We start from the raw sequence: 26,211 nt of genomic DNA, 5'->3' as shown, positions 1-26,211 counted from the left end.
CATGCAGGGCATCATCGGATGGTTCGTCCGCAACAGTAAAGCCGCCAATCTGCTGATGTTCATGATCATCATCGGCGGGATCTTCGGCATCATGCATATCGGCCGCGAGGTATTCCCGGCCATTAACCCCGGCGTGGTCAAGGTCGATATCAGCTACCCCGGCGCCGGCCCCGCGGAAGTGGAGCAACAGGTCACCCAGCGGGTGGAGCAGGCCATTTCCGAAGTGAAGGGGATCAAGGAGATCAACTCCTGGTCCGCCCGCAGCCACAGTACCGTGCGTATCCAGGCGGTAGATGGCTACGACGAGCTGCGCCTGCTGAACGACATCAAGGTGCAGGTGGACTCCATCAACACCTTCCCCGGTGATATCGAACGCCCGGTGATCGCGTTGGAAGAGTGGGAGCAGCAGATGATGATGATCGCCATCGGCGGTCCCGTCTCCCCGCGCCAACTGAAAGAAACCGCGATGGACCTGCGCGACAAGCTTATGCTGCTGCCCGGTGTGCGCCGCGTAGACGTGTGGGGTGACCGCGCCGATGAAGTCTCCATCGAGGTTTCCGAAATCGACTTGCGCCGCTACAACCTGTCGTTTGACGATGTGGCCGGTGCGGTGCGCCGCTCGTCGCTGGACCTGCCCGCGGGCATGGTGCGCTCCGATCGCGGTGACATCCAGGTGCAGACTCGCGGCCAGGCCTACAAAGCCGAAGACTTCGAGCGCATTCCGGTACTGAGCCGGGCCGACGGCACCCAGCTGCTGCTGCGCGATGTGGCCACCATCAACGATGGCTTCGAGGAAGAGGGTTCCGTCATCCGCTTCAACGGCAAGCCGGCGATGAACCTGCGGGTGATGCAGGGCGAGCCGCTGGATGTGGTGGCCACCGCCGAGGCGATCCGCGAATTCATGAAAGAGGCGCGCGAGACATTGCCGCCGGGCATGGAGTTCGAGACCTGGTTCGATTTCTCCGAGGCCTACGAGAGCCGCATGAGCATGCTGTTCTGGAACGCGGTCACCGGCCTCGCGCTGGTGTTCGTGTTGCTGATGCTGTTCCTGCGCCCGGCGCTGGCGGTGTGGGTCACCATCGGAATCTTCACCGCGTTCATGGGCGCCTTCTGGCTGCTGCCGATCACGGGCATCACCCTGAACATGCTGTCGCTGTTCGCGTTCCTGATGATTCTCGGGATCGTGGTGGACGATGCGATCATCGTCGGTGAGGCGGTGCACGCCGCCCACGACCGCGGTGAGGTTGGGCTGAAGGCGGCGGAAGCGGGAGTGAAGAACATCTCCGCGCCGGTGATTTTCGCCGTGGTTTCCACCATGGTGTTCTTCGTGCCCATGCTGTTCCTGCCGGGTTACACCTCGCAGATGATGATGTCGCTGCCGGTGGTGGTTCTGCTCAGCCTCAGCTTCTCGCTGATCGAATCCCTGCTGATCCTGCCGGCGCACCTGGTGGGCCTGAAGCCGGAGAAGCCGGCGACCTCCGGTATCGGCAAGAAATTGCAGGACGTGCGCGGCAAGTTTGCCGCGGGCATGAAAGCCGCCGGCGAGAAATACTACCTGCCGCTGCTGGAGAAAACCCTGAGCAACAGCCGCGCCACGGTGATGATCTTCTTCATGGCACTGATCCTGTCGTTCGCGCTGTTTGGCGGCGGCTATATCGGCAAGGCGTTCTCGCCGGAAGTGCCCTCCGACCTGCTGGAACTGCGTACCACCATGGCCCAGGGCGAGTCTTTCGAAGAGACCAAGCGGGTGATGGAGAAGTTCGAGCAGGCCGGCGAAATCCTGGCGAAAGACCCGGAGATGCTGGCGCTGAACGGCGGCAAGGAATTCGTCGAGAACACCATGGTGTTCCTGTGGCGGGGCAATGTTACCGTGCTGCTGCAGCTGACCGACGGCGAGCACCGCGATGTGACCTCCGAGCAACTGGCGCTGAAGTGGCGTGAGTACATCGGCGAGCTCCCTGCCAGCATTGAAGAGATGAACATCCAGCACACCATCAACGATGGCGGCAAGGGCATGTCCCTGAACCTCAGTACCTCGTCCGGCAACATGGACGAGCTGCGCCGCGCCGCGGATGAGGTGAAGCAGGCCCTCAACAACTTCTCCGGTGTTTACGACGTGCGCGATAACCTGATCGCTGCGCGCCAGGACATCGAGATCCAGCTGAAGCCCCACGCCACCAACATGGGTATCGGCCTTGCAGACGTGGCCAAACAGGTGCGCCAGGGTTTCTACGGCGAAGAAGTACAGCGTATTCCCCGCGGCCGTGAGGACGTGCGCGTGATGGTGCGTTATCCGCAGGAAGAGCGCGCCAGTGAAGACCAGATCGACCGCATCCGAATCCGCACCAACCAGGGTGAGATTCCCTTCAGCGCGGTGGCGGACGCCGTCTACGTTCCCGGCTACACCACCATCCGCCGCAACGACCGCGAGCGCACCGTGCAGATCACCGCGGAACTGATCCCGGGCACTTCGCCGGCAAACGAGATCCTGAAGGAGCTGCGCGACAAGAACCTGGCAACCTGGGAAAGCCGCTACCCCGGCTTCAGCCTGAAGACCGCAGGTGAAATGCAGGAAGAGGAAGAGTTCAGCACCTCCATCATTGCGTTCTTCTTCCTGTCGATCTTCGCCATTTACGGGTTGCTGGCCATTGCCTTCCGCTCCTACTCGCAGCCGCTGTTGATCCTGACCGCGGTACCGTTTGGCTTCTTCGGCGCGATCCTCGGCCACCTGCTGATGGGCTATGACATCAGCATCATGTCCATGCTCGGCTTCCTCGCCGCGGCGGGCGTGGTGGTGAACGACAACCTGGTACTGATGGATCGCATCAACCAGCTGCGTGCCGAGGGCATGGCGGTGATGGACGCGGTGGTGCAGGCCGGTCGCGACCGCTTCCGCCCGATCATCCTCACCTCCCTCACCACCTTTATCGGGCTGGTGCCGATCATGTTCGAGCGCTCGATTCAGGCGCAGTTCCTGATTCCGATGGTGGTGAGCCTCGCGTTCGGCGTACTCTGCGCCACCTTCGTCACCCTGCTGCTGGTGCCGAACCTGTACAAGATCATCGAGACCATCCGCATCAGGGTCAAAGGCGACAAGATTGCCGATGAACTGCCGGTGAGTTTCGAGAAGGGCTGATGTTATTGGCGCGCCACCGGTTTGGTGGCGCGCCCTTATCGGGACCGGGTAATCCGGTACTCAACAACCTGTCGGCAATCGTTTCGCACCGAATCACCCGGTCCCGATAAGTGCGCTTCGCATTGAAGTCCGTGAGTCCTTGAAAGGATCGAAAGGCTTACGAAGTAACATACTGCGAATTGAAGGTGGAGTGCCGGGGATGCGTTTTTGAAAGCGTCGCAAACAGGACGTTTGCGACGCAGCCCCCAGGGATGGGTTCACGGCGGTTTCAAAAACGCATCCCCGGTGCTCCGCCGCCACCGCACTCCGAGCAGAGCACTGCCAAACTCCGAACTACAACTTCTACCCCGCCTGTATTACCCTTCACGCAATTCTTTTCCTAGAATCAGGAATTTTTCTTGCGCATTCCCCGTATTTTCTCCACCGAGCCGCTGGCAGGTAAATCCGAAGTCCAGCTGGACGAAGCCGCCTCCCGCCATCTGGTCAAAGTTTTGCGCCTTGGCCCCGGCCGCCCCCTGATCCTGTTTGATGGCCGCGGTGGAGAGTACGAAGCAGAGTTGATCGAAGCCGGTAAAAAAGCACGGGCAAAAATCGGCGCGCACTCCGCAGAAGACAACCAGTCGCCACTCGCCATCACTCTCGCCATCGGCATCTCCCGTGGCGATCGTTTCGACTGGGTCATCCAGAAAGCCACCGAACTCGGCGTAACCGCCATCCAGCCGCTGTTTACCGAACGCTGCGAAGTCAAACTGAGCGGTGAGCGGATGGACAAAAAACTCAGCCAATGGCAACAGATCGCCATCAGCGCCTGCGAACAGAGCGCGCGCAACCGCGTGCCGGAAATCCTGCCGCCGCTGAAATTCAGCCCATTCCTGGATCGGGCAAAAGAGGACACCGCGCTGAAGCTGGTGCTGCACCACCGCACCCAAGCCACGCTCGTCGAGCTGGAACAGCAATCGGGCCGGCCGCACGCCACGCTATTATTGGTGGGCCCGGAGGGAGGGCTCTCCGCGGAAGAAATCGAACTGGCCATGGCGCGGGGGTTCCACCCGCTGCGCCTCGGCCCGCGCGTACTGCGCACGGAAACGGCGCCTGTCGCGGCGCTTTCCGTATTGCAATTTCAATGGGGCGATTTTTAATCGGAGCACACTATGAAAGCACTTGTCTGGCTGATCGGCGCTGCCATCACCGCCATCTCGATTCTCATCATTCTCAAACCGCAGGTCGCACGGGATCTGGGCGAGCGGATGAATCCCCAGTTGTTTTACTTCGGCGCCTGGGCACGGATCGTAATCGGCATGATCTTCCTCATGATCTCCGATACCCACAGCTGGGGCACCCTGTTCAACGTGCTGGGGGTATTTCTGATCGTGGTGGGCGCCTTCGCCTTGCAGTCCGGCTATGAGCGCACGCGGGAGTTTGTGCTCGGCATCGTCAACGGCAATGAAAACCTCGTGCGGGTTGCGGGCGCCGCTGGCGTATTGATCGGGATTCTGCTGATCTCCGCCACCTGATATCCGTGACGCAATACCGATAGTGGAAGTCTGATGAAGCATCATTACGCCGATACCCGGCTGGTTATTTTTGATTGTGATGGCGTACTGGTAGACAGCGAGACCATCGTTTGCCGGGTACTGGCCGAGGAAATGACCAGGCTCGGTATGCCGGCGACCGCGGAAGAACTGGATGAACAGTTCAGCGGGCGACCGTCGAAAGACTGTATCCTCGATATTGAAACCCGCTACGGCGGGCCGCTGCCTCAGTCCTACTTCAATGCCACCGAGAGTCGCATCCGCGAGGCTTTCCATACCGAACTGGAAGCGGTGGCAGGCATACACGAAGTGCTGGAAAAACTGCAGACCACCGACCTTTACACCTGCGTCGCCTCCTCCGGCCCGCATGCGAAAATGCAGATTACGCTGAACAAAACCGGACTGTGGGATTATTTTGCCGGGCGCATTTACAGCGCCGATGATGTGGGTCGCGGCAAGCCCTGGCCAGATCTGTTTTTACATAGCGCGCGCCAGTTTGACGTAGCGCCGGAGCACTGCCTGGTGGTCGAAGATTCCATTGCCGGGGTCAAGGCTGCGGTGGCCGCGGGTATGCCGGTGATCGGCTACAGCCACAATCGCGCGCGCGCGCGCCAGCTGGAGGCCGAGGGCGCGCGGGTGATCGACGATATGCAGCTGTTGATGGACTACTTTTAAAGCCTATTGCGTCAGCCGCACCAGTACCGACGCGCTGCGCCGGGTATCTTTGTTATCCACAAAGGTGCGGGTGTAGCGCACTTCGTATATGCCCTGTGCAATCAGATCGTCCACCAGCCCCGGTGGTAACTCCACGGTTTCTTTCAGTGGCTTGCCCACTTCCGCCGTCATCGGCTGCACCACTTCGTACACCACCCGGTCGCCCACCACAAACTGGCCGCTGACCGAATAGGCATTGATCTCACCGATATCGCTGTCCAGGTTCCAGGCCATCATCAGCTGCCGGGATTTGCCGCTCGCGGTTTGCACGGGCGGCGAGGCCTCCACCTGGGCCAGACGGCCGCCGGCGTCGAGGTCAAACAGGATATGGTTGGACAGGCTGCCGGCGGCCCCGGCGAATACACGGCGGTAGCCTACCCGCCGCACTCCCTTGGTATGCCAGCTGCGCGCCTGCACCGGTGATATCTGCACCACCTCGGTAACTTCTCCGCGGTCGCCGTTGAATTCCAGAATCTGGTCCACCACCGCCAACTCCTGATTGTTATCCAGATTCACGAACACCCCGCGCGGCGATGCTGCACCGCCTCTGCTCGCTACCCGCCAGGTCACCGTCTGCCGATATCCCTCACTGGCATCGAGCCAGGCATCGCCGGGGTCGACGGTGACGATCTGCTGGGCCAGGGCGTGCATGGAGGTGGTCTGGGTGGCCAGCCCGATTGCGGCAACCCCGAGGGCGGTCAGGATGTTCTTTTTCATACGGATCTCCCGTGGAGACGAATCCCGTGCAACGGGGAAATGTCGCAAGCGTAAGGTGAAACCGATCTTCTCAGAAATGGTGCCATTCGCCTAATTCCATGCCGTCGTTCACGCACCCCACGCATGGACTACTGGGCCCCTACGGATCATCCACTATCGATCCTACAATCCGCCGGACGCCCGATATCGGGCGCGAAAGCCTCTGAACGAAAAGGAGCCGGTCCCATGCCTGTAACTCGGCAGCGCCCCCGTTGGGTGCCGATACTCGCAGTGCTCTCCACGCTGACACTCTGCGGCTGCCCCGACCCCACGAAAAAGTACACGCTCGATCCGCTCGAAATGGTGAGCAATGGGATCGGGGAAAAGGTCGCGCGCGAGGCGGAACCGTTCGGCGACGCGATGGTGCGCTACCTGATGGGACAGTCACGCAAGCAGGGCGCGCTGTTTGTGCTGGATGTGGATTTCGAGCCCGGCGGGTTCGCTCCGAAGATGGAGACCCTCGGGGATATCGAAGCACTGCTGGTGATCATGCGGGATTTCCCCGCACTGAAAATCGTGATCGAGGGGCACACGGACAACGCCGGCGATCCGGATAAAAACCGCAAGTTGTCGGAGTGGCGTGCCAGTTGGGTACGCCAATTCCTGCTGGAGCGCGGTATCGGCGCGGAGCGGGTTGAGGCCACCGGTCTGGGCGATACCGATCCGGTGGCAGACAACAGTACACCGAAAGGGCGCGCGCAGAATCGCCGGCTGGTGGTGCGGGTAGTGGACTTTGCCGGCAAGCCCGTCAATGTACGCCTGAACCGCGACGACTCGAATCGCGAGAGCTCAAATCGTCAGACGCGGGACAGGGCGAACTGATCAGCTCTTTTTCGCGAGATACCAGAAGCACAGCGCAAATCCCGCCAGGCCGAGCCAGGGTGCCAGGGCAAAGTCGCCGAGATACGGCACCTTGCCCGGCGCGCTCACGGCGAGCACCGCGACGATCACACCCATCAGCGCCTCGCCGGTGATCAGGCCCGACGCCAGTAACAGACCCCTGCCTTCCGCCTCATGGGTGCCGCGTTTTTTCTGTTGCCAGTGCGCCAGCAGGCCGCCGAGAAAGATCGGAATCGAAAGTCCCAGAGGCAGATACACACCCACGGCCACCGCCAGTACCGGGAAGCGGAAGCTGGCGCCGCGGCGTTTCTGATATTCGTCCAGCAGGATCAGCGCCACCGCCAGGGCGAAACCGATAAAAATGTAATTCCACTCGATGCCCGCGCCGAAAATACCCGTGGACAGATCGCGCATCAGGCTCGCCTGTGGTGCGGACAGCGGCGTCGCTTCGGGATTCAGCGGGCTCACCCGGCCGATGCCGTAACCCTGGTCGAGAATCGACAGCACAAAAGGTATCGCCCCCGCCGCGGCGACAACCCCGATAATCTGGAATACCTGCTGGCGCCAGGGGGTGGCGCCGAGGATATGGCCGCACTTCAGGTCCTGCATATTGTCGCCGGCGATGGCGGCGGCGGAGCAGATCATACCCGCCAGGTACATCACCGCGATGGGGCCGAGTTTGCCGGCGATGCCCTCGTTGCCCATCAGTTGCAGCAGAATCAGTGCGGAGACGATTACCGTGGCAATGGTGACGCCGCTGATGGGGTTGTTGCTGGAACCCACGAGACCCGCCATATATCCGGCAACGGAGGCGAAGACAAATCCCAGCACCAGCATCAGACCGGACATGATGGCGGCAATCCAGAAGCGTCCCGGAAAGCCGTCCAGCGCGTGTAGGAAGATGAAATACAGCGGTATTGCGGACAGCAGTACCAGCAGGCTCACATAGGGAATCGGCATATCCTGTTCGGTGCGCAGCGCCACCTCGCCGGCCTTGGCCTGGCGGTGGGCGTGCAGCGAGGCTTTGACGCCGGCGATCAGTGGTTTGGCGAGGGTGATCAGCGACCATACGCCGCCCACCATCATCGCTCCGACGCCGATGCGCCGGCACTGCTGCCAGGAGGTACCGGCGAGATTCTCCCAGTCCTGTGCACTCCAGTTCGCCATATCGCCACTGACCCCGGCCAGTTGCATCAGTTCGTCGCTATTGATCAGCCAGTTGACCGGCACACCGATGAGTGTGCCGATCACGCCACCGATAAATACCAGCACCGCCACGTTCAGACCGACGATATAACCGACCCCGAGCAGCGCGGGACTCAGAGTGATATTTCCGGTAAACAGCCAGCTGCCGCCGAGCCAGCTTTTGGTGGCGGCGACACCGCCGGCCAGCAGGCCGATCCCGGATTCCAGCAGCTTGATCAGGCCGCCGAGCCCCGCGGCCGCCAGCAATACGCGGAAGCCGCGCTTGGCCTCATCACTGGGGCGGTATTCCGGATGATCCCTGTCAGTCTGGATACCGCCGGTTTTCAGGACCTGCGCCGTGGCTACCCCTTCCGGGAACGCCAGCTCCGTCTCCACGATCAGGGCGCGGCGCAGGGGAATGGTAAATGCCACACCGAGCACCCCGCCGAGAAGTCCGATCAGCGTCATGGTGCCCCAGTGATAACCGCTCCAGGCCCCCATCATCACCAGCGCCGGCAGGGTAAAAATGATCCCCGCTGCCAGGGACTCGCCCGCGGAGGCGGAGGTCTGCACCATATTGTTTTCGAGAATGGTGGAGCGACGAAACAGCCGCAACAGCCCCATCGAGGTGGCGGCGGCGGGAATGGAGGCGGAAACAGTAAGACCGACCAGCAGGCCGATATAGGCATTGGCGGCGGCGAGTACCGCCGACAGTACAGCGCCGAGAATCAGCGCTTTGATGGTGATTTCGCTGATTACCTGATCGGCGGGTACCAGAGGACGATCGGCCATGGGGAACTCCCTGTGGGTGAGTTTTAAAATTATTTCCCCTTAGATAGCAAAAAAAGGGGCAAATTGCCCCTTTTTTTTAACCAGCTTACCGATGCCGATCAGGTCTCGCTCTCGGCGAAATCCAGTGCGCGCAGGATGTCTGCACTCGGCGACACCTGGTTCATGGTATAGAAATGCAGTCCCGGCGCGCCGCCTTCCAGCAGGGTTTCACACAGGTCGGTCACGATTTCCAGGCCGAGTTTCTTCACATCTTCCGGATCGCGGTAGCTCTCCATGCGGTACTTCAGCCAGCGCGGAATCTCGGCGCCGCAGTTGCGGGAGAAGCGCGCGAGATTGGTGAAGTTGGTGATCGGCATGATGCCCGGGTAGATCGGCGCATCGATGCCGGCTTTCTCGCACTGGTCGACGAAATAGAAATAGGCATCCGGGTTGTAGAAGTACTGGGTGAGAGCACTGTTGGCGCCGGCCTCGAACTTGCCTTTGAGAAAGCGGATATCCGCATCGTAGCTGTCCGCTTCCGGGTGGATTTCCGGATATGCCGCCACTTCCATATGAAAGTGGTCGCCAGTGTGGCGGCGGATAAACGCAACCAGCTCGTTGGCGTACACCAGCTGCGCCACCGAGCCCATACCGGAAGGCATATCCCCGCGCAGGGCGACGATGCGGTCCACGCCGGCTTCCCTGTAGCGCTCCAGCAGGCCGAGCACTGTCTCTTCATTGTCACCGCCGAATGACAGGTGCGGCGCGATGGAGACGCCGTCGCGGCGCAGGTTGCACACAATGTTCGCGGTGGTATCGCGGGTGGTGCCACCGGCACCGTAGGTGACGGAGAAAAATTCCGGGTTGAATGCCTGAAGTTTCTCGCGGGTTCTGTACAGTTTTTCCCGGCCCTCTTCGGTCTTGGGGGGGAAAAACTCAAAGCTGATGCGTAAATCACTCATGGTTTGGTTCCATTCCCTCGGCGTTGCGGAGTCCCGGGTCCGATCCGGGATTCCGCAAACGGGGGTCAATTAGTACTTGTAACTTTCCGGCTTGTAGGGGCCATCGACGGATGCGCCGATGTATTTCGCCTGGGCCTCGGTCATGCGGGTAATCACGCCGCCAAAACCCTGCACCATGTACTTGGCCACTTCTTCGTCCAGCTGCTTCGGCAGTACCTTCACGTACAGCGCGGCTGTTTTCTGGTCCGCCGGCAGTTCGGCAAATTTCTCCTGGTACAGGTGAATCTGGGCCAGTACCTGGTTGGCGAAGGAGCCATCCATGATGCGGCTGGGGTGACCGGTGGCGTTGCCCAGATTCACCAGGCGTCCTTCGGACAGCAGCAACAGGTGGTCGTTGTTTTCCGCGTTGCGCACGATCTTGTGCACCTGCGGTTTCACTTCCTGCCACTCCCAGTTTTTGCGCATAAAGGCGGTGTCGATTTCGTTGTCGAAGTGGCCGATGTTGCACACCACGGCGCCGCTCTTCAGTGCTTTCAGCATGTTGGCGTCGCACACATTCACGTTGCCGGTTGTGGTTACCAGCAGGTCGGTGTTGGCCAGCAGCTCACGGTTGATGCAGGACGCATCGCCGGTGTTGATGCCGTCGATATACGGAGAAACCAGCTCGTAGCCATCCATGCACGCCTGCATGGCGCAGATGGGATCGATCTCGGTAACCTTCACGATCATGCCTTCCTGACGCAGGGACGCTGCGGAACCCTTACCCACGTCGCCGTAACCGATCACCAGGGCCTTCTTGCCGGACAGCAGGTGATCGGTACCGCGCTTGATGGCATCGTTCAGGCTGTGGCGGCAGCCGTATTTGTTGTCGTTCTTGCTTTTGGTGACGGAGTCGTTCACGTTGATCGCGGGGACCTTCAGGGTGCCGGCTTTCAGCATGTCCTGCAGGCGGTGTACACCGGTGGTGGTCTCTTCACTGATGCCGTGAACATTGTCGAGAATGTCGGGATATTTGCGGTGCAGCAGTTCGGTGAGGTCGCCGCCGTCATCGAGAATCATGTTCGGCTGCCAGCCGTCCACGTCGGCACCGATGGTGCGCTCAAGGCACCACTCGTACTCTTCCTCGGTCTCGCCTTTCCAGGCAAACACCGGAATACCGCGTGCGGCGATGGCGGCCGCAGCGTGGTCCTGAGTGGAGAAAATATTGCACGAAGACCAGCGTACTTCCGCACCCAGTGCAACCAGGGTCTCGATCAGTACCGCAGTCTGAATGGTCATGTGGATGCAGCCCATGATGCGGGCGCCTGCCAGCGGTTGCTCTGCGCGGTATTTTTCACGCAGGGTGATCAGCGCGGGCATTTCGCCCTCGGCAATTTCAATTTCCTTGCGGCCCCAGGTGGCCAGGGAAATGTCGGCAACTTTAAAGTCTTTGAATTCGGTGTTGATCTGGTTCATTAAAAAATCCTGAAAATTCGCTATGGTTTTGCTGAGCGATTCAAGGCGGGCTTGTGGCCCGCTCGTTCAAATCAGATGCCGGCCTGCGCGCGCAGGGTTTCCGCCTTGTCGGTTTTTTCCCACGGGAAGGCAGTGAAGGTTTCGGACTGTTCGTTGCCGTTGCTGTCGATCCACTTGTAGGTGTGCTCGAACGGCTCGCGGCCGAAGTGGCCGTAAGCGGCCGTGAGCTGATACATGGGGTGCAGCAGGTCCAGCATTCTGGAAATGGCGTAGGGGCGTAGGTCGAAGTTCTCGCGGATCAGTTCGATCAGCTTGTCATCGCTCACCTTGCCAGTGCCGAAGGTGTTTACGGAAACCGAAGTCGGCTCGGCCACGCCGATGGCGTAGGACACCTGGATTTCACAGCGATTGGCGAGGCCGGCAGCGACAATGTTTTTCGCTACGTAACGACCGGCGTAAGCGGCGGAGCGGTCGACTTTGGACGGGTCCTTACCGGAGAACGCGCCGCCGCCGTGACGGGCGGAACCGCCGTAGGTGTCGACGATGATCTTGCGCCCGGTCAGGCCACAGTCGCCCACCGGGCCGCCGATGACGAATTTACCGGTGGGATTGATGTGGTACTTGGTATTTTCGTGCAGCAGTTCTGCCGGCAGCACGTGGTGCACGATCAGTTCCATTACCGCTTCGCGCAGGTCTTCCTGGGAGACTTCCGGGTTGTGCTGGGTGGACAGCACTACGGCGTCGATCGCGCAGGGCTTGCCATCTTCGTCGTAGCGGAAGGTCACCTGGCTTTTCGCATCCGGGCGCAGCCACGGCAGCAGGCCGGATTTGCGCGCTTCTGCCTGGCGCTCTACCAGGCGGTGCGCGTAGTAGATCGGGGAGGGCATGAAGGTGGGGGTTTCGTCGGTGGCGTAGCCGAACATCAGTCCCTGGTCACCGGCACCCTGGTCTTCTGGCTTCACGCGGTCGACGCCCTGGGCGATATCCACGGACTGTTTGCCGATCACGTTGAGTACACCGCAGGTATCGCCGTCATAGCCGACGTCGGAGGAGGTGTAACCGATCTCGGTGATGACCTTGCGCACCAGGTCTTCGAGGTCGACCCAGGCGGAGGTGCTGATTTCACCGGCGATGATGGCGATACCGGTTTTCACCAGCGTCTCACAGGCAACACGGGCGTTTTTGTCGCGCGCCAGCAGTGCGTCCAGAACTGCATCGGAAATCTGATCGGCGATTTTATCCGGATGGCCTTCGGAAACGGACTCCGAAGTAAAGATGCTGTATTCACTCATTGTGAGTTTCTCCTTTTCCGCTGCTGGCGGTTTACGAAATTTTTACCTCTGTGCTCCGTAGCTAATTCTTGGAGCACTGATCCTGGTTCTGTGGCGGCCGGGCAGCGGGTGAAAGGTTTCAAAACCGCTGTGAACCCATCCCTGGGAGCTGCGTCGCAAACGTCCTGTTTGCGACGCTTTTGAAACCTTTCCCCCGCTACCCGACCTTCAATTTGAGTTTCACTACTTCGTCCTGATTTCAGCTAACGAAGTAAATTATTTCATCGCGAAGCCAGAGCACCGGGTGGACCTTTTCGGAAGCGTCGGCAACAGGGATGTTGCCGACGCAGCGTACAGGGACGTATTCACAGCGGTTCCGAAAAGGTCCACCCGGTGATCTGGTGCCCGGTAATAAAAACAGAGCTCCCACCAAGAGCTACGAAGCTCAGGCTCCCTTAACAAACTCCTGAATCTGAATCTGAAACCCATTGCGCAAAGCACTGTGCACACTGCGGCCTTTCGATAATCCTGCTTCAGAAGCCCACGCAACCAGCTGCTGCGGTGAAAACCCGAGCCACAAGTCACCACAGGCATCCCGAGCCCAGTCCTGCTCATGGTCGTGCAGTTCGGTAATCAACAACTGTCCACCGACTTTCAAAGACTTCTGCAGATCCTGAAAAATCTGCGCCGGCTCCGGGGTGTGGTGCAACACCATATTCACCACAATCGCATCGCAACTCTCCGGGCGCGAGGCGGCAGCGCGGGTGTCATCGCACACAAACTCGATATTCTGCAGACCCTTCTCGTCCGCAAACGCCTGCGCACGCTCCAGCATCGTCTTCGACAGATCCAGTGCCGTCACCGTGCCAAATCGGTTCGCCAGCTCCGCCAGAAACTCCCCCTCACCCGGGCCGACTTCCAACGCGTGACGCCCCGGTTTCAGCAGCTGTGCCACCTGTGGGCCATAGACGCTATAACTGGCGATCAACTCCTGCTGCTCGCGGAAGCGGTTGCCGTAATCCGCAAAAAAACGGCGCGAGGCCTCCGCGCGCTCCGCCGCAATCTGGGCAACGGTGTCCGCGCGGGTCTCGGTTAGCGGCAGCAGGTCGAGACCGGCAAACAACTGTTGCAGCAGTTCGCTGCCCGCGGTGCGGCGGTAAAACAGGTTGTTGCCCTCGCGTCGCTTGCTCACCAGGCCCGCCTGAGCGAGCACCTTCAGGTGGTGGGACAGCGCCGGCTGGCGCAGGTCAAAGATGCGGCACAGCTCCAGCACGCTGTAAGAGTCCTGACTCAACAGGCGCAAGATCTCCAGGCGCAGCGGATCGCCGGCGGCCTTGAACGTCGCCGCCAGTTGCGGAATCTGATCGCCGGCGCGGATTTCGCGGCAGTCTGGCGCATGGCTGGAGTCAAACATGGCGGGGAGTCTAGCAGCGACCCCGGTCTATATCAAAATTTTTTGATTTAGATGAATCGAAAAACTTTGATGAAGATGGTGGCGGACCGAAGGTTGGCCCTGAGATTGCCATTCGCTAGGAAAATGTTGCTGCCAGCAGTGGGGAATTGAACCCGTGGCCTTTGCGCCGGCGGGGGGATTACGGGAAAATACGCCCCCGTTTTGCCATCGGCCCTGGTCGCTCCCAATGTTGCACCGGAGGCCGGCAGCGGAATCGCGGCAACTGGCCGTCAGAGCCTGGCCCCGCAGCACATCTGATGAACCGAAGCTCCCAAACCGAGAGATCCCTATGTCTTCTACTCCGTCTCGCACAGAAAAGGCCAATGCCATCCGCGCCCTCGCCATGGATGCGGTCCAGAAAGCCAATAGCGGCCACCCCGGCGCCCCCATGGGTATGGCCGACATCGCCGAAGTGCTGTGGAACGACTACCTGAAACACAATCCGGCCAACCCCGAGTGGGCGGACCGCGACCGCTTCGTGCTGTCCAATGGCCACGGTTCCATGCTGCTGTATTCCCTGCTGCACCTGACAGGCTATGACCTGTCCATCCACGAGCTGCAGAACTTTCGCCAGTTGCACTCCAAAACCCCGGGCCACCCCGAGTACGGCTACGCCCCCGGTGTAGAAACCACCACCGGCCCGCTGGGCCAGGGCATCACCAATGCCGTGGGCATGGCGCTGGCCGAGAAGGTCATGGCGGCTCAGTTCAACCGCGAAGGCTACGAGCTGGTGGACCACCACACCTACTGCTTCCTCGGTGACGGCTGCCTGATGGAAGGCATCTCCCACGAGGCCTGCTCCCTCGCCGGAACCCTGGGTCTGGGCAAACTGATCGCGTTCTACGACGACAACGGCATCTCCATCGACGGTGAAGTGGAAGGCTGGTTCACCGACAACACCCCGAAACGTTTCGAGTCTTACGGTTGGCACGTCATTGCGGGTGTGGACGGGCACGATCCGCAGGCAATCAAGGCTGCGATTGAAGAAGCCCGCGCGGAAACCGCCAAGCCCACCCTGATCTGCTGCAAAACTGTGATCGGCTTCGGCTCCCCCAACAAACAGGGGCGCGAGGAGTGTCATGGCGCGCCGCTGGGTGCGGATGAGATCGCCCTGGTGCGCGAGACCCTGGGCTGGAAACACGAACCCTTCGTTATTCCGGAAGACCTGTACCACGCCTGGGACGCGCGCCCCAAGGGTGAAGCCCAGGAGGAAGAGTGGCAGGAGATCTTCGAAGACTATAAAGAAGCCCACCCGGAGCTCGCGGAAGAGTTTGTACGCCGCATGAAAGGCGAGTTGCCCGCGGACTTCCTCGCCAAGGCCGACGAGTACATCAAACAGTGCCAGGCCGACGGCGAGAAAATCGCCTCCCGCAAAGCCAGCCAGAACGCCCTGAACGCCTTCGGCCCGCTGCTGCCGGAATTCCTCGGTGGCTCCGCCGACCTCGCCGGTTCCAACCTCACCATCTGGTCCGGTTCCAAAGGCGTCAGCGCTGACGACGCCAGCGGCAACTACGTCTACTACGGCGTGCGCGAATTCGGCATGAGCGCCATCATGAACGGCGTCGCCCTGCACGGTGGCCTGGTGCCCTACGGCGCCACCTTCCTGATGTTCATGGAATACGCCCGCAACGCGGTGCGCATGGCCGCGCTGATGAAGCAGCGCGTCATCTTCGTGTACACCCACGACTCCATCGGCCTCGGCGAAGACGGCCCTACCCACCAGCCGGTCGAACAGCTCACCGCCCTGCGCGTAACCCCCAACCTGCACACCTGGCGCCCCTGTGACGCCACCGAATCTGCGGTGAGCTGGAAAATGGCGGTAGCCCGCAACGACGGCCCCAGCGCCCTCATCTTCAGCCGCCAGGGCCTCGCCCCGCAGGCGCGCACCGACGAGCAGCTGGCCGCCATCGAAAAGGGCGGTTACATCCTGCGCGACTGTGAAGGCACCCCGGAAGCGATCATCATCGCCACCGGCTCCGAAGTTGAGCTCGCCACCGCTGCTGCCGACAAACTCGCCGGCCGCAAAGTGCGCGTCGTCTCCATGCCGTGTGCCGAAGCGTTCTCTGCCCAGAGTGCTGAATACCGCGAATCCGTACTGCCGTCCTCCGTGCGCGCCCGCGTGGCGGTAGAGGCCGGTCACAAGGATTACTGGTACAAGTTCGTCGGCTTCGACGGCGCCATCATCGGCATGGACACCTTCGGTGAATCCGCCCCGGCTGGTGACCTGATGAAGCACTTCGGCATCACCGCCGATAAAGTCGCGGAAGCGGTTGAAGGACTGTTGAAGTAACAAAGTACTCTGACTGCTGATACTTTTCTTACAAAGTGCAGCAGCCGGATTTGAAGGCCGGGCACGGGGCAAGGGGTTCCGAAACCCCTTGCCCCGTGCCCGGCCGCCACCGCACTGGAACAGAGCACTGACCGAGGGCGGTGAACAAAGCCCGAGGAATTCATGCTCCCAAAGAATCCTGTCAGACTCGCCATTAACGGCTACGGCCGCATAGGGCGCTCGGTTTTAAGAGCCCTCTACGAATCCAACCTGCGCGACCAGCTGCAGATCGTCGCCATCAACGAACTGGCCGACTGCGCCACCATCGCCCACCTCACCAAATACGACACCGTCCACGGCCGTTTCCACGGTGAAGTGAGCGTGCACAACGAAACCCTGCACATCAACGGCGATAAAATCGCCGTCACCCATCACCGGGACCTCGAAGACCTCGACTGGCGCAGCCCTCAGGTCGACATCGTATTGGAGTGCACCGGCAGTTTCAGCGAGCGCCAGCGCGCCGAACTGCATTTAAAAGCCGGGGCCAGCAAAGTCATTTTCTCCCAGCCTGCGCAAAGCGACGTCGACGCCACCATCGTCTACGGCGTCAACGACACCGCGCTCACCGGCAACGAGACCATCATCTCAGCAGCGTCATGTACCACCAACTGCAGTATCCCGGTGATTGCCGCGCTGGAGAGCGCCTTCGGCATCGAAGCCGGCGTCATCACCACCATCCACTCCGCCATGAACGACCAGCCGGTAAACGACGCCTACCACCATACCGACCTGCGCAAGACACGCTCCGCGATGAACTCCATCATCCCCGTAGACACCGGCCTCGCCCGCGGCATCGAGCGCATCCTCCCCGACATGGCCGGCAAATTCGAAGCCCAGGCCATGCGAGTACCCACCGTCAACGTCTCCGCCATTGACCTCTCGGTGCAACTGAAAAAATCCGTCACCCAGGCCGAAGTAAACTCAGTGCTGAAAACCGCTGCCGACACCCGCTTTTCCGGCGTACTCGGCTACACCGAAGAACCCCTCGCCTCCTGCGACTTCAACCACGACCCCCGCTCCGGCATCGTCGACGCCGGGCAAACCCGAGTCGCCGGCGGCAAGCTGGTGAAAGTGTTGATCTGGTTTGATAACGAGTGGGGTTTTGCCAACCGTATGCTGGACGTGGCGAGAAAGCTGCTCTCCTGACGGCCGTGCACATCATTTTGCTGACGCATGAGCGCGAACTGGCTCGCCCCAGCAATACCGGAAATCTGGTGTTGTCTGTTAGCGGCGACGAGTGCAAGCTGGTGCACCGCAGGGTGTGGAGTCGCGTTGCTCCCGACCAGGAATTGATACAGCTGCTGGGAAAGGAAAGCGCAGGGCTGGTATATCCGCGCACCGAAACCGGTCATGCGCAGGGCGCGGGGGAAATAGCGCTGGCGGCCTGTGAACACTTTGTTCTGTTGGACGCCACCTGGCAGGAGGCGCGCAAGATGTATAACCGCAGTCCTTACTTGAGAGCGGCGAAAACGATAACCCTGAACCCGCAGCAGGCCTCGCGTTTTCGCCTTCGTCGCAATCAGAAGTCCGGCGGCCTTTGTACCGCGGAATGCGTGGTGGAAATCCTGCGAAGTAAAGGCCGCACCGAGCTTGCCGATCAATTAGAACAGCGATTTATTGCGTTCAACGCCAGCGGCAGTTTTTAGCCAGTGCGTGCAGGGGCTAACGCACGCCGCATGAACCAACACGCTGTTTATACGGCTGATGTTTGGCGAGAAACTCCGCGTATTCCGCGCGATATGCCGTACAGGATGCTGTGCCGTCATCGGAGCTGCCGCAGCAGCGAATGGCTTCGTCGAGCTCTCGGGTAGAAACACTGTCAAACGCCTGTGAGTGTCCCGCGCCGTACATGATGCTGTCTGACCAGGTGTTTACCGGGCGCCAGGAATTGTTGCCGTAGGCACCGCCGTAGTAGCAGCCCGCCCCTTCCAGGCAGTCCATACCTATGTCTTCACTGCCCCAGGCCGGTGTGCACTGGGACGCGAAATAATCGTCTTTGGCGTTGTCGGACCAGGTACAGCACTGGTAGTTGCCATTCTCGTCTTTGGTGCACTCGCCGGCTTCGGTGCGATTGAAACTGGTGCAGCTGTCTCTGGTCGTCAGTGTGGGACAGGTGGCGCTGGTGGTCAGGGTATACTCCGACGCCGGCTTGTAACTCCCGCACCACTTGCTGCAGCCAGGGCCGTCGAGGTTGCGCCATTGCCTGGACAGCTCGCTGGGCCACCCCTCCACGGTCGTGCCACTGCTGTCGATGCCGGTTTCGTATAAGTCCGCGAGACCGAAATTGTGCGCGACCTCGTGAACCACGATATTGCGCAAATGTTGCAGTGCAGTCGTGGTATCGGGCCAGCGGCGGTCGCTGCCGAGATAGATGACCTCTCCGCCAGACGCCCCGTAACCGGCATCCGCCACGACAACCTTGATAATCCCGTAGATATCGTCCGCACCGCACTGCTGGTTCATCGCCTGAATGACCTTCTTGTCATCGCAGGAAAATGCCGATCCGGTCTGGGTCCTGCAGCCCATGGTTGCGAAATCTTTCAGATCGATACGGTAAAACGCGAAACGGGAAAAATGCTCGGAAAATGGTGGCAGGGCCCGAAACTGATTTTCAACGGCGTCGTTTACGATTTCATCGAAATAGGGGGCGTTATCCAGATTGGCAAAAAGAATCTTGAACTCCGCGACTTCACTGCCGGCAAACGGAGTGCACTTGCTCAGGCTGGCGTACTCGCCGGGGGCGACCGCGATAGCGCCGTTGGGGGTGGCGACACTTCCCGTGGTGCCGCCCGAGGTATTGCTGGAGCCGGGCGCGGTAGATGTCGGTGGCGCCTCCACCGGTTCTTCTGGAGGACTGGCATCGCTGCCGCCGCCACCGCCGCATCCTGACAGGAGGAAGACCGTGAGCAAAACCAGAAAGAGATACAGGCGGCGTGCGGTCACACACTCGGGTGACCTGAAAAAAAACGTGGACGAAATCATGCTGCGGCGTACGGGGTTATTCTGTTAATCCCTGCGCCGCGATACGAGTGACTGACTGGTATCCGCTTCCGTGAACTTTGGGGTGCGCGAAAAAGGACCTGATTCTAAAACCGAAAAACAATTGAAGCCAGTGAAGAAAACATCGAAACTGAACGCGAATTACCGGTCAGATACTGAGGGAGTTGACGACCATCGTGAGAACATTCTTTTTGAGGAGCTGGTCATGAGAAAAATTTTCTTTTGGATAATCCTGCTGGTGGTCGCCGTTCCGGTCACGGCCGTTGAAGTGGGGGAGCCTGCGCCGGAATTTTCTCTGCAGGCATCGGACGGGAAGAGCTATACGCTTTCCGACTTTAAAGATAAACAGGCGGTCGTTATTGCCTGGTATCCCAAAGCCTTTACCAAGGGTTGCACCATCGAGTGCAAATCCCTGGCGGAAAATGGCCACCTGATCCGCGAGTACGATGTCACTTACTTTATGGCAAGTACCGATGAGCTGGAGGACAACAAAAAGTTCGCCGACGCACAGAAAGCCGATTTCCCGCTGCTGAGCGACCCCAGCGGTGCCGTGGCCGAAGCATACGGTGTAAAAATGCCGGTATTGAACATGGCCAAGCGGGTTACTTTCTACATCGGCAAGGACGGCAATATCCTGAAAGTTGATGAAGACATCAAGCCGGCCACGAGCGCGGAGGACATGGCGCGGACCCTGGGTGAGCTGGGGGTGGCAAAAAAATAATCCGCCATAAAAAAGGCCGCATCTCGCGGCCGAACACTTGGGGGGTGTTAAATGGGGGGGGGAGAACTATTTCAGTGAAATCAGCTCCATTCCCTGCAGGGCGGGAATGGCCCGATGCAATTGAACTTCCAGCTCATCCAGCGCTTGTAGTTGCTGACACAACGCGTCCGCGCGAGTTTCCAGCCTCTCTGCTTTCTCTTCTATGGCGGCTTCCGCGGCCTCCGCTGCCGCTTCCGCATCCCGCTCGATACTGGCGCCGCCGGTAAATACCGCTTTCATTGCATGCCAGGTGATATTGCCAGCGGATTTCATCGCCAGTTTTTCAATCTGTGGTTCCAGCTCTCGCTCGAATGTCTCGCCAAACGAATCGCTGATCCATGGGCTGCCGAAAGTGTACACATCGCCCTGTTGCTTCGTCTGCGCCAGCAGTTTCTCCCGTAGGGCTTCGGACGACTGCAGGAACTCCTGAGTGTCGGGATTATCCGGGCCGGCGAGCACGGCGAGAGCAATGCCCACACCGTTCATCGCAATATCCATTGCATCTACCGCTATTTCCGATACCTGGCGCCCGGCCGTGTGCAGGCCCTGCTGGTAGGACAGCATCAACTCCTGTTGCTGGCGATCGAGAACCAGTCCGGTGTCGCCCACGGCCAGTTGATCCGGGGCGTGATAGGCGAACATCGGCTGGTGGTCGTCTTCGTCGCGGGCCTCCATGAAATCCGACCCGACGGTAATGTGCTGGTGGATATCCACTTTACAGTTCTGGTCGTCACCGCCGGCCAGGTTGATCTCGGTGGCCTGCACCTGGGCTGCCAGGGGTAGGAGCATGCAAGAGGCGGCGGTCAACAGGCGAATCTTGTTCATCAATGTATCCAGCAAAATTGTTCAACGTGTCATTTGGTGGGTGATCTGCAGGTATGACGCAGCCCGGTTCTGATCTGGATGCAGTGGATGCGAAATAATCCAGAAATTTTCTGGCACACATATTGCTCCATCTCCGGTAAGCACTTTGTGCCGTCGTCAAGAGATGTGGGCCACCGGTCGCAATGACCGGCATCGGCCCGACACCAGAAGTATCCGTTGTATTCGATGTCCAGTTTCACCGCGTTTGCCATGGCGCACGCGGTACGGGGTTTCTTTGCCTGAAAAAAATCCCGGAATGAGGAATTCAAAATAAAGGTCTTGGCATTTGTTCAATAATGAGGGGTAGCTCATGAAGCGTAAGTCTCTAAGTTGTGCTGTGGTAGCAATTATCGCCGGGGGTGCCATGGCGCCAATGTCTGTGGCGATGGCCGATGAGTTGGAAGAGGTGGCGGTGACCGGGGTACGTGGCAAGCCGCGCTCGGTTTCCGACTCGCCGGTACCCGTGGACGTTTTCGGCTCTGAAGCGCTGGAGTCGGTTTCCCATACCGACACCAACGATGTGCTGATGACCCTGGTTCCCTCCTATAGTCTGTCGCGGCAACCCATCAGCGATGGCGGTACCTTTATCCGTCCCGCACAATTGCGCGGCATGCCTACAGATAAAACCCTGGTGCTGGTGAACTCCAAGCGTCGGCATCGCGCCGCCCTGGTGGAGATCGGCGGTTCCGGCACCCAGGGACCGGACATTGCCACCATTCCCAGTTCTGCGCTGAAATCCGTTGAGGTGCTGCGCGACGGTGCAGCGGCCCAGTACGGTTCTGACGCTATTGCCGGGGTGATTAATTTTATTCTGAAAGACAACGACGAAGGCGGGTCGTTCGGCGTGCGTACCGGCGAATACAGCGAGGGCGACGGCTTTCAGACCACGGCAACCGGCAACGTGGGAATGCCGCTTGGCGGCAGCGGCTTCCTGAGTATTTCCGGCGAAGTGTCCTCTGCGGATTTCACATCCCGGTCCGAGCAATACTGTGAAAGCTGGTTCTGTATCGACGATCAGGATGCGGCCTATATCGAAGCCGCAAAAAAGGCCTCTCTCGAGGGTGATGTGGTGCAGCCCTGGGGGCAGCCGAACTCGGAAGGTGCACGACTGTTTTTCAATACCGGCTACGATCTCGGCGAAGGCAAGGCGCTGTATGCGTTCGGAAACTATTCCGAAAGTTCTGCGGATGGCGGCTTCTATTACCGCTATCCCGGCAATGGCACCATCGAAGACCTGCGCCTTGAAGACGGCTCGATTTACAGTCCGCTGGAAAAGTTCCCCGGTGGCTTTACCCCGCGTTTTTTTGGTGATGTCACCGATTACTCGCTGGTGTCCGGGCTGAAGGGGGAAATGACCTCCGGTCTCGCCTATGACCTGAGCGCCCGTTACGGCTATTCCGAAATCGCATACACCCTGAAAAATACCATTAACCCGTCCATGGGCCCGGACAGTCCGACGTCGTTCAAACCCGGCACACTGGCAAATGAGGAAGTGCAGATCCAGGCCGATTTTTCCAAGGAGTTGATGCTGGGTTTGAACAGTCCGGTGGTGGCGGCATTCGGCTTCAGCTACATGGATGAATCCTACGAGTTGACCGGCGGCGATACGGCATCCTATGAGGCAGGCCCTTATGCATCGCAAGATCCCTGGGGCTTCTGTGATGGGGATGTGGCCACTGCCGCTGGTCAGGCCGTTATTGACGCGGGCTCGGATCTGAACTGTGCCGATGGATCCGATCCGATTTACACGGTGGTAGGTGTGGGTTCCAACGGTTTCCCCGGTTACTCCCCGGAATACAGTGGCAGCTACTCGCGGGATTCCTATGCGGTTTATGGTGATCTGAGTACCGATCTCGCAGACCAGTTATTCGTGCAGGCCGCAATGCGCTTCGAGGATTATTCGGATTTTGATTCTGAGCTGGTGGGCAAACTCGCCATGCAGTACGACATTACCGACAGCATCGGTTTCCGCTCCTCCATCGGTACAGGCTTCCGCGCACCGACGCCGGGCCAGCAAGGAACCACCAATGTATCCACACGTTTACCCAATGGCTTCCCGGTGGCCACCGGTCTGTTCCCGGCCAGCAGCAGCGTCGCCCAGGCTCTGGGTGCCGAGGCACTGAAACCGGAAACATCGACAAACGTTACCTTTGGCTTTACCGCGAATTTCGACAAGCTCAACCTGACGGTGGATTTCTATCGCATCGACGTGGATGACCGTACCTACGCGATTTCCACCCTGGATGTTTCCGCGAATGGTGATGAAACAAGTGAAGGATTCGATGCCGCCGCGTACACGAATTACCTTGCACTCGTAGACGCCGGCGTGGTTGGAGCGGAATCTATCGGCGGCGTGTTCTATTTCACCAATGCGTTCGATACCCGCACCCAGGGTGTGGATGTGGTGGCGACCTATCCGTTGGAGTGGTCCGCAGACACCACCACTAACATCACCGCTTCGCTCAATTACAACAAATCGGAATTTACCTCCGACCCGAGCGAATATCTGAACGACGAAGACCAGTACGATTTCGAAAACTTCGACCCGAAATTGCGCGGCGCCGTAACCGCTATGCACGATATTGGCCCCGTCTCCCTGATGGCCCGTGCCAACTGGTACGGCACCTCGGAAAACTACGAGGCCGGCGAAGTGCAGAAATACGGTTCGGTGGTGCAAGTGGATATGGAAGGCAAGTATCACTTCACCGAATCCACCAGTGCCAGTGTGGGCGGGCGCAATATCTTCGACCAGTATCCGGACAAAGACCTGTTGGGCGACTACTGCTGCGGTGCCGTTTACCCCACCGGGTCCATTGTCGACTGGCAGGGGAGCTTCTACTACCTGAGCCTGAACCACAATTTCTGACGGAAACTACTGCGCGTATGCCTGGCGGCGGCCGGCGGTCACCACCAGGCGAACACTCGCTACGTTTTCATAAGGCAGTAACTGAGGTGTCTTCTACGACTTGATCCCCGCTCTGCGGGGATTTTTTTTGAGTGGTAGCTTTCGGGTGAAATCAAAGCCAAAAAAAAGGCCAGCAACGGCTGGCCAGTGGAGCGACATTCATACCGGAGCGTGCTGTCAGCTCATGCGGTGCAGGACCTTGGGCAGCGCGGAAGTGTATTTCTGCACGTCTTCGAGAAAGCCCATGCTCACTCGCGACCAGTTGGTATAGTCGCGGTAGATGCCGCGGATATACACGTTCTCCTTTTCCATTTCCGCGCGGAAGGTCTCCGCATTGAGGTCACCGAGGTTGACGAACATAAAGTTGGTTACAGAAGGCAGCGCGGTGAGTCCGTTTTCCTTTACCGCGGCGCTGACCATTTCCCGCGCCTCCTTTACCTTGTTGCGACAGTAATCCATGAACGTGTGATCTTCGTAGCTGGCGATGGCGGCGGCGAGGCCGGCCTGATTCAGCCCGTACCAGCCAACACCGTACTTCTCCATCTCCTCGACTTTTTCCGGCTGAGCTATCAGGTAGCCCACGCGCATGCCGGCGAGGCCGTAAATTTTGGAAAAGGTGCGCGCGACGATGATGTCGTGTCCCTGCTTTACCAAGGGGATAACGGTGTTGGCGTCGCTGTTGTCGGTGAGCTCGTTATACGCTTCATCCGCGAGCACCGTGCACTTTTTCGATGCCTTGATACAGAAGTTGCGCATGGCGATGGGGTCGATCAGAAGCCCGGTGGGGTTGTTCGGGTTGGTGACCTGTACCATGGAGACGGTGTCATCAATGGCGGCGTACATGGCATCCAGATCGATCTGCATGGACTCCAGCTTTGGCAATCGTTTGATTTCGCCGAGTTCCTGGATTTCCACTACGCGCGACGTGGTATCCCAGAACAGGTCTGGACCGAGGATATTGCCTTTGCGGCCGGCGACGATCGCCGCGGCAGTGAGACCCGCACTGCTGCCGGAGCCAAGAGAAATATGATCCGGCGTAAGCCCGTGACGTTCCGCGATCATTTCCTTGAGACGCGCCACGCTGTCGTAAACGTAGTAAGCCCCCTTCTGGCTCGCTTCCATAATAGCTTTCAGGGCCGCGGGGCTGGGGCCGTAGGGGTTTTCGTTGGCATTGAGTCTGGCGACACCGGGAGGAGGGCCATACAGCGGCTTTGGCCGCACAATTTCCTTGGCGGAGGCGGTAGCGGCAATACCTCCCATGGTGGCGGCGGAAAAGGCCGCCGTGGCACCCTGTAAAAACAACCGTCTGCTCAGTGACTTGTGCATTATTCTGCTCTCCTGGTTGTGTGTTTTTGTGTGTATGTGTTGGTTTTTTGTAATCAGGCTTTTGCGAACATCGCCACGGAGACGGCGATCAGGTAGACCCCGAACAGGCGCTTTAGATGCAGTTCATTCAGGCTGTGCGCCCAGCGAGCACCGATAGGGGCGGAGATAATGGAAAAGGCGGAAATGGCGACCAGCGCGGGAATGTTGATGTAGCCGATGGAACCCATGGGCAGATTCGGTGCGCCGAGCCCCATGATGAGGAAGCCGATGGCGCCGGGAAGACCGATCAGGAAGCCGATACCGGAGGCGGTTGCCACCGCCTGGTGCGCGGGACGGTTGCACAGCACCATGGTCATCACCGTAATGGTGCCGCCCCCGATGCCGAGCAGCGAAGAAAATCCGCCGAGAAAACTCGCGAGCCCGACACGCGCAATCCCGGTGGGCATTTCCAGTTTGCCCTTGAGTCCGTCGAACAGATTGGGAAACAGGAAGTAGATGGAGTAGAGCAGTACGCCGCCGGCAAACACATGCACCAGACTTTTGCTGTCGGTGAACGAGGCGATATAAAGCCCGGCGCCGACACCGATCACGATCCAGATAGACCAGTCCCGCAATACTTTGAAGTCCACTGCGCCGCGCTTGTGGTGCGCCTGCACCGAACGCGCGGATGAAATCACGATAGAAGCGAGGGAGGTTCCTACAGCGACACGCATCATTTCATCCGAGGCGCTGTGCAGGAACGGGAAGACCGCAAGCAGCGCGGGTACCACCACAAATCCGCCGCCATTGCCGAACAGCCCCGCCGTGATACCCGCAATCAGACCTGCAGCACACAGCAGCAGGATAAACAGAGATACTTCCTCGAAACTCATAGATTCCCCCGTTGTTCCCCGTTGAATAAGTGGAGAAAAGCATTAACCGTGCCAAGGGGTTGCCCGACGCGGTGAGTGGA

Annotated in this window: 20 protein-coding genes; 10 read left to right on the top strand and 10 right to left on the bottom strand. The window is 59.5% G+C overall.

Translation table 11 applies throughout. The annotated features are described in order from the left end of the window. Position 1 precedes the first annotated feature (1 nt). From C3938_RS06115 to C3938_RS06100, 4 genes are all read left to right on the top strand, one after another. Positions 2–3,136 carry an efflux RND transporter permease subunit gene (locus tag C3938_RS06115; protein ID WP_105102309.1) on the top strand — a complete coding sequence of 1,045 codons (3,135 nt, stop codon included), beginning with the start codon at positions 2–4 and terminating at the stop codon, positions 3,134–3,136. Positions 3,137–3,534: 398 nt separating this feature from the next. Beyond that, on the top strand, positions 3,535–4,275 hold the full coding sequence (locus tag C3938_RS06110) for a 16S rRNA (uracil(1498)-N(3))-methyltransferase (protein WP_105102308.1): 741 nt from the start codon (positions 3,535–3,537) through the stop codon (positions 4,273–4,275). A 12-nt stretch (positions 4,276–4,287) separates the two neighbouring features. Further along, on the top strand, positions 4,288–4,650 hold the full coding sequence (locus C3938_RS06105; RefSeq protein ID WP_105102307.1) for a hypothetical protein: 363 nt from the start codon (positions 4,288–4,290) through the stop codon (positions 4,648–4,650). Between the two features lie 33 nt (positions 4,651–4,683). Next, complete coding sequence (locus tag C3938_RS06100) at positions 4,684–5,343, top strand: HAD family hydrolase (protein WP_105102306.1); 660 nt, start codon at positions 4,684–4,686, stop codon at positions 5,341–5,343. A gap of 3 nt (positions 5,344–5,346) precedes the next feature. On the opposite strand, the gene C3938_RS06095 is transcribed toward C3938_RS06100, so the two are convergent. Continuing rightward, positions 5,347–6,099: a hypothetical protein gene (locus C3938_RS06095; RefSeq protein WP_105102305.1), complete on the bottom strand. Its 753-nt coding sequence runs from the start codon at positions 6,097–6,099 to the stop codon at positions 5,347–5,349. A gap of 225 nt (positions 6,100–6,324) precedes the next feature. Between C3938_RS06095 and C3938_RS06090 the strand changes: the two genes are divergently transcribed. Further along, complete coding sequence (locus C3938_RS06090; protein ID WP_105102304.1) at positions 6,325–6,960, top strand: OmpA family protein; 636 nt, start codon at positions 6,325–6,327, stop codon at positions 6,958–6,960. Here C3938_RS06090 and C3938_RS06085 read toward each other — a convergent pair whose 3' ends face one another. The 5 genes from C3938_RS06085 to C3938_RS06065 form a co-directional block, all read right to left on the bottom strand. Next, complete coding sequence (locus C3938_RS06085) at positions 6,961–8,955, bottom strand: OPT family oligopeptide transporter (RefSeq protein ID WP_105102303.1); 1,995 nt, start codon at positions 8,953–8,955, stop codon at positions 6,961–6,963. Positions 8,956–9,053: 98 nt separating this feature from the next. After that, entirely contained in the window at positions 9,054–9,896 is an 843-nt protein-coding gene (gene metF / locus C3938_RS06080; protein ID WP_105102302.1) for a methylenetetrahydrofolate reductase [NAD(P)H], read from the bottom strand. A 69-nt stretch (positions 9,897–9,965) separates the two neighbouring features. Next, on the bottom strand, positions 9,966–11,351 hold the full coding sequence (gene ahcY / locus C3938_RS06075; RefSeq protein WP_105102301.1) for an adenosylhomocysteinase: 1,386 nt from the start codon (positions 11,349–11,351) through the stop codon (positions 9,966–9,968). A gap of 71 nt (positions 11,352–11,422) precedes the next feature. Then, positions 11,423–12,643 (bottom strand): methionine adenosyltransferase, encoded by a 1,221-nt coding sequence (gene metK, locus C3938_RS06070; protein ID WP_105102300.1) that lies wholly within the window; start codon positions 12,641–12,643, stop codon positions 11,423–11,425. Between the two features lie 424 nt (positions 12,644–13,067). After that, on the bottom strand, positions 13,068–14,036 hold the full coding sequence (locus C3938_RS06065; RefSeq protein WP_105102299.1) for a metalloregulator ArsR/SmtB family transcription factor: 969 nt from the start codon (positions 14,034–14,036) through the stop codon (positions 13,068–13,070). A gap of 328 nt (positions 14,037–14,364) precedes the next feature. Here C3938_RS06065 and tkt point away from each other — a divergent pair, with 328 nt between their 5' ends. From tkt to C3938_RS06050, 3 genes are all read left to right on the top strand, one after another. Beyond that, on the top strand, positions 14,365–16,365 hold the full coding sequence (tkt, locus tag C3938_RS06060; protein ID WP_105102298.1) for a transketolase: 2,001 nt from the start codon (positions 14,365–14,367) through the stop codon (positions 16,363–16,365). 162 nt (positions 16,366–16,527) lie between these two features. Further along, positions 16,528–17,550 carry a type I glyceraldehyde-3-phosphate dehydrogenase gene (gap, locus tag C3938_RS06055; protein WP_105102297.1) on the top strand — a complete coding sequence of 341 codons (1,023 nt, stop codon included), beginning with the start codon at positions 16,528–16,530 and terminating at the stop codon, positions 17,548–17,550. A 5-nt stretch (positions 17,551–17,555) separates the two neighbouring features. Continuing rightward, positions 17,556–18,050: a DTW domain-containing protein gene (locus tag C3938_RS06050; protein WP_105102296.1), complete on the top strand. Its 495-nt coding sequence runs from the start codon at positions 17,556–17,558 to the stop codon at positions 18,048–18,050. Between the two features lie 16 nt (positions 18,051–18,066). Here the strand turns inward: C3938_RS06050 and C3938_RS06045 are convergent, their stop codons facing one another. After that, complete coding sequence (locus C3938_RS06045) at positions 18,067–19,347, bottom strand: hypothetical protein (RefSeq protein ID WP_158681587.1); 1,281 nt, start codon at positions 19,345–19,347, stop codon at positions 18,067–18,069. A gap of 109 nt (positions 19,348–19,456) precedes the next feature. Here C3938_RS06045 and C3938_RS06040 point away from each other — a divergent pair, with 109 nt between their 5' ends. Further along, positions 19,457–20,125 carry a peroxiredoxin gene (locus C3938_RS06040; protein WP_233998683.1) on the top strand — a complete coding sequence of 223 codons (669 nt, stop codon included), beginning with the start codon at positions 19,457–19,459 and terminating at the stop codon, positions 20,123–20,125. A 66-nt stretch (positions 20,126–20,191) separates the two neighbouring features. On the opposite strand, the gene C3938_RS06035 is transcribed toward C3938_RS06040, so the two are convergent. Then, positions 20,192–20,989 (bottom strand): DUF2884 family protein, encoded by a 798-nt coding sequence (locus C3938_RS06035; protein ID WP_105102294.1) that lies wholly within the window; start codon positions 20,987–20,989, stop codon positions 20,192–20,194. A gap of 403 nt (positions 20,990–21,392) precedes the next feature. Between C3938_RS06035 and C3938_RS06030 the strand changes: the two genes are divergently transcribed. Further along, positions 21,393–23,894: a TonB-dependent receptor plug domain-containing protein gene (locus tag C3938_RS06030; protein ID WP_233998681.1), complete on the top strand. Its 2,502-nt coding sequence runs from the start codon at positions 21,393–21,395 to the stop codon at positions 23,892–23,894. 216 nt (positions 23,895–24,110) lie between these two features. Here the strand turns inward: C3938_RS06030 and C3938_RS06025 are convergent, their stop codons facing one another. Further along, positions 24,111–25,259: a pyridoxal phosphate-dependent aminotransferase gene (locus tag C3938_RS06025; RefSeq protein WP_105102292.1), complete on the bottom strand. Its 1,149-nt coding sequence runs from the start codon at positions 25,257–25,259 to the stop codon at positions 24,111–24,113. Between the two features lie 53 nt (positions 25,260–25,312). After that, positions 25,313–26,131: a sulfite exporter TauE/SafE family protein gene (locus C3938_RS06020; protein WP_105102291.1), complete on the bottom strand. Its 819-nt coding sequence runs from the start codon at positions 26,129–26,131 to the stop codon at positions 25,313–25,315. Positions 26,132–26,211 lie beyond the last annotated feature (80 nt).

This window comes from Microbulbifer pacificus (genome assembly GCF_002959965.1).
GTDB lineage: Bacteria > Pseudomonadota > Gammaproteobacteria > Pseudomonadales > Cellvibrionaceae > Microbulbifer > Microbulbifer pacificus_A.
This window is presented reverse-complemented; position numbering and strand designations above follow the sequence as displayed.